The 4440-nt window shown below is 40.1% G+C and carries 3 protein-coding genes; 1 reads left to right on the top strand and 2 read right to left on the bottom strand.

Features of this window, described 5'->3' with window-relative positions; all coding sequences use genetic code 11:
- The first annotated feature begins 263 nt into the window (after nucleotides 1-263).
- Complete coding sequence (gene cysS / locus NT175_06905; protein ID MCX6234441.1) at nucleotides 264-1733, top strand: cysteine--tRNA ligase; 1470 nt, start codon at nucleotides 264-266, stop codon at nucleotides 1731-1733.
- Here the strand turns inward: cysS and tyrS are convergent.
- Together tyrS and NT175_06895 are read right to left on the bottom strand one after the other, a co-directional pair.
- Nucleotides 1730-3004: a tyrosine--tRNA ligase gene (gene tyrS / locus NT175_06900; protein MCX6234440.1), complete on the bottom strand. Its 1275-nt coding sequence runs from the start codon at nucleotides 3002-3004 to the stop codon at nucleotides 1730-1732. The two genes, cysS and tyrS, sit on opposite strands and share 4 nt — an antisense overlap.
- Nucleotides 3005-3266: 262 nt before the next feature.
- Nucleotides 3267-4250: a T9SS type A sorting domain-containing protein gene (locus NT175_06895; protein ID MCX6234439.1), complete on the bottom strand. Its 984-nt coding sequence runs from the start codon at nucleotides 4248-4250 to the stop codon at nucleotides 3267-3269.
- Nucleotides 4251-4440: the final 190 nt, after the last annotated feature.

Below are 4440 nucleotides of genomic sequence, written 5' to 3'. Positions count from 1 at the left end.
GGTGTTTGACCCCGATTTTAATCGGGGGAGTTCATAAATTTTAGCCTGAGTGCTCAATTTTTAGTGATTTTTATGCAGCGGTGACTTTTCTTTGCTTCTTTCTTTGTGTGGCAGACAAAGAAAGAAGAAGAGAAATATGCTGAAAAAGTCTGCATCTATGAAACAAATCTTTAATTTCAAAACTACACTACTCAATCTCCAGCGCATCAAAATAGTATTTAGCCGATTTTTGATTTAACAGATATCTTTTCTACCTTTGTTAAATGGAACATAATCTGATACTTTACAACACATTATCGCGCCGTAAGGAAAAATTTGAGCCGGTAAATCCGCCATTCGTCGGCATGTATGTTTGCGGTCCGACAGTTTATGGCGATGCACACCTGGGCCATGCCCGCCCGGCAATAGCCTTCGATATGGTTTACCGCTATCTTTCCCATCTGGGCTATAAAGTACGTTACGTAAGAAATATCACAGATGTCGGACACCTGGAACATGATGCCGATGAAGGCGAAGATAAGATTGCAAAAAAAGCACGCCTTGAAAAACTCGAACCTATGGAGGTGGCACAATATTATACCAACAGCTACCACCATGACATGAACCTACTCAATGTCCTCAGTCCCAGTATAGAACCACTGGCATCAGGACATATTATCGACCAGATAGCTATGATCGAAAAAATCCTGTCATCCGGTTATGCTTACGAAGTCAATGGTTCTGTGTATTTTGATGTACAGGAATACAACCGTAAGTACCGGTATGGAAAATTGTCGGGAAGAAAAGTAGATGATCTTCTGGCTGAAACAAGAGAACTGGAAGGCCAGGAAGAAAAACGTTTCCCGGCTGATTTTGCACTCTGGAAAAAAGCTAAATCGGAACATATTATGCGCTGGTCATCTCCCTGGAGTGAGGGATTTCCCGGCTGGCACCTCGAATGCTCGGTGATGGGGGCTAAATATCTTGGTATGCCATTCGACATTCATGGCGGAGGTATGGATCTTCTTTTCCCCCACCATGAATCAGAAATAGCACAGAGTGTTGCTGTCACTGGCAAAGATCCTGTGAAATACTGGTTGCATAACAACATGGTTACTCTTAACGGGCAGAAAATGGGGAAATCACTCAATAATGCCATCAGCCTTAGTGATTTCTTTGCAGGTAATCATCCGCTTCTCGAACAACCCTACAGCCCAATGACTATTCGTTTCTTCATGCTGCAGGCGCATTATCGAAGCACCCTCGACTTTTCCAATGAAGCTCTGCAGGCTGCCGATAAAGGCCTGAAACGCCTTTTCCAGGGAATAGAAACCCTTTCTAAACTCGCACCTTCAGATAACTCAACCATCAATATTCGCGATCTGCAGCAGAAATGCTATGAAGCCATGGATGACGACTTCAATAGTCCCATTCTCATCGCACATCTTTTCGATGGTATAAAGATCATTAACCTCGTTAATGATAAAAAAGAACAACTGACCAAAGACGATCTTGACCTGTTAAAACAAATCTTCAGTGATTTCGTATATGATGTCCTTGGCTTGAAAGAAGAAAAATCTGAAGGGCAACATGAACTAGTTCATCAGCTTATGGATACCATCCTCACCTTACGTCAGTATGCCAGGGAAAATAAAAATTTTGCTATGTCGGATATGATACGCAGTGAGTTGGCAAAATTGAATATTACGGTAAAAGATACAAAAGAGGGTCCGGTGTGGAATATCGAAAACTAAACCGCTTTCACCAGGAAATAATTCTTCTTCCCTTTTTGCACAAGAATATATTTATTGTTAAGCAGATCTTTTTCACTTACAACATATGATTCCTTAACCTTCCCCTTGTTAATTGATACACCATTGTCTTTCAGCATCCTGCGAGCTTCGCTCTTGGAAGGAAAAATGTTCGTTTTCTCCGAAATAAAGTCGACAATACCGATTCCTGCTTCTAATTCCCGGCCCGCTATCTCACATTGAGGCACTCCTTCAAAAACATTCAGTAAGAGCTCCTCCGGGAGTTTTTTCAGCATTTCTGTCGTTCCGGCACCAAAAAGAATGGATGAGGCATCAACAGCACCCTTGTAATCCTCTTCCGAATGCACCCGAATTGTCACATCCTTGGCTAGCGCTTTTTGAAGGATCCTTAGATGAGGTGCCTGATGGTGCTCTTCAATCATCCGTTTAATTTCCTCCTTAGAAAATAAAGTAAATACCTTGATATACCTTTCAGCATCTTCATCTGAAGTATTGAGCCAGAACTGGTAAAATTTATACGGTGAGGTTTTCTGAGGATCAAGCCATACATTGCCGGCTTCCGTTTTCCCGAACTTGCCTCCATCCGTTTTGGTCAACAGGGGAGCTGTCAAGGCATAGGCTTCTCCTCCAAGTTTGCGGCGAATGAGCTCGGTACCGGTTACTATATTGCCCCACTGATCTGATCCTCCCATTTGCAACCTACAGTTCTTATTCTCATAAAGCCACAGGAAATCATAACCCTGCACGAGTTGATATGAAAATTCTGTAAACGATATACCCGATTCCAGCCGTTTTTGTACTGAATCCTTTGCCAGCATATAATTCACCGTTATATGCTTACCAATCTCTCTGAGGAAACCGAGAAAGCTGAATCCTTTTATCCAGTCATAATTGTTAACCAGCTCAGCTGCGTTGGGTCCCGACTCAAAATCCAGGAATTTCATCAGTTGTTTCTTCTGACATTCAAGATTATAATTCAAGGTCTCCTCTTCAATAAGGTTCCTTTCCTCTGATTTCCCGGAAGGATCACCCACCATGCCCGTAGCGCCACCGACAAGGGCAATGGGTTTATGACCGGAAAGCTGAAAGAATTTGAGCAACATAATAGAAACCAGGTTGCCAATATGCAGGGAGTCGGCCGTAGGATCAAATCCAACATAGGCACTTGTCATTTCCTTTGCCAGCTGTTCCTCCGTCCCCGGCATCATGTCGTGTATCAGTCCTCTCCAGCGAAGTTCCGCAATGAAATTCATATATCTTTTTTTCTGCAAAGATATAAATTTGATATTAAAGAAAAGCTGCAAGCTTCAAGCTGCAAGCTTATATAATGGCTAAACACTATTTTGATATGCAGAGATTGAGTAGGGTGGTTTTGAAATTAAAAATTTATCTCATAGGATAGACTTTTCAGCATATTTCTCTTCTTCTTTCTTTGTCTGCCATACAAAAAAAGGACAGGTATGTTAAGTGTAAAATGTTGTTAGAAGAATTACTTCAGAAAAAAATATCTGGTTATTAAATCTTTATGAAATGAAAATAAAAGACACCTCTACTTGTCTTGAGTTTTAAAAAATAATATCCCTGCCTTAAAGAAATTATAGAGACAGGATTCTGGGGGACTAAAAAGTCTTCTCTTTGGCAAATCAACCCTGATAAATTAATTAGTTCATATCCCAGTATTTCGAATCCATCCGGATACTGAATGTATAAATTGGTTGCGGATGGATTAGGATATACCTTTATTTGCTTTTTTAACATTCCCGAATCTTCGGGGAGTTGGGTGTAAAGAGGTGGAAGATAATCACATGGAAGAGTTGTAGGCCAGCCAGGGATCCTATAAAAAATCGTACTGTCTTCATAACACCTCAAGCAATTTATTGCGCCTTCCATGACCTGCATACGAGTAACTCCGAACAAATATTTTAATGAGCCCAGCCTTTCAATTATTGGAGCATAGCCGACCATACTATCCGGATCAGTAAATACATAATCAGAATTTTCAGTGGGTGAGGTATAGAATCTTTTCAAATTTATTCCATTAATGAACAGGTTATAATTTATGCTATCAATCACATATTGAAATAATTGACAATCCGGGTAACAACCTTCAGGGCAGTAACCAGGAAATGGAGTATCTTTTACAGTCACAATATCCCCAGGCGTCGCACTAAAGTCGTATAATACATCGAAGCCATTGGATGTTGAATTATAAATAAAGACTTTGTTTGAATTAAAAAATGTGTATTGATATGGACAATTTAGTGTATCCCAATGATAAGTCCCATTAGGTTCCATCTCAGCATAAATAACATAAGAATTGAGCTTCTGGCATAAGACGTCATTGATTGTTACATCTCCAATGGATTCGATGACAGCAAGCTCATATTGCATCCCAGGGGTAAAACTGTAATACCATTTTGCTCCTGTTGGGGCCCATTTCTGGGAGTAAATTAATAATGAGTTTGCCAAAAGGGCTAAAATAATAATACTCCTTTTCATATTCAGGCTATTTTTGTCTTACGATTTTTTATACTGATGATTATATATATCATCCAAATATACATTACAAACCGTTTGGTTTACACACAGACGAATAAAAATCCAGTCCGTAGCTCAAGCGCTGCACGTGCTCGAAGCACAATCATTTATATTTGCGCAATAATCTAAAATTCGACATTTTATGAAACGA

The sequence above is a fragment of the Bacteroidota bacterium genome, assembly GCA_026391695.1.
Taxonomy (GTDB): Bacteria; Bacteroidota; Bacteroidia; order Bacteroidales; family JAGONC01; genus JAPLDP01.
The sequence above is the reverse complement of the archived record's forward strand: the minus strand, read 5'-3'. Positions and strand labels throughout refer to the sequence as shown.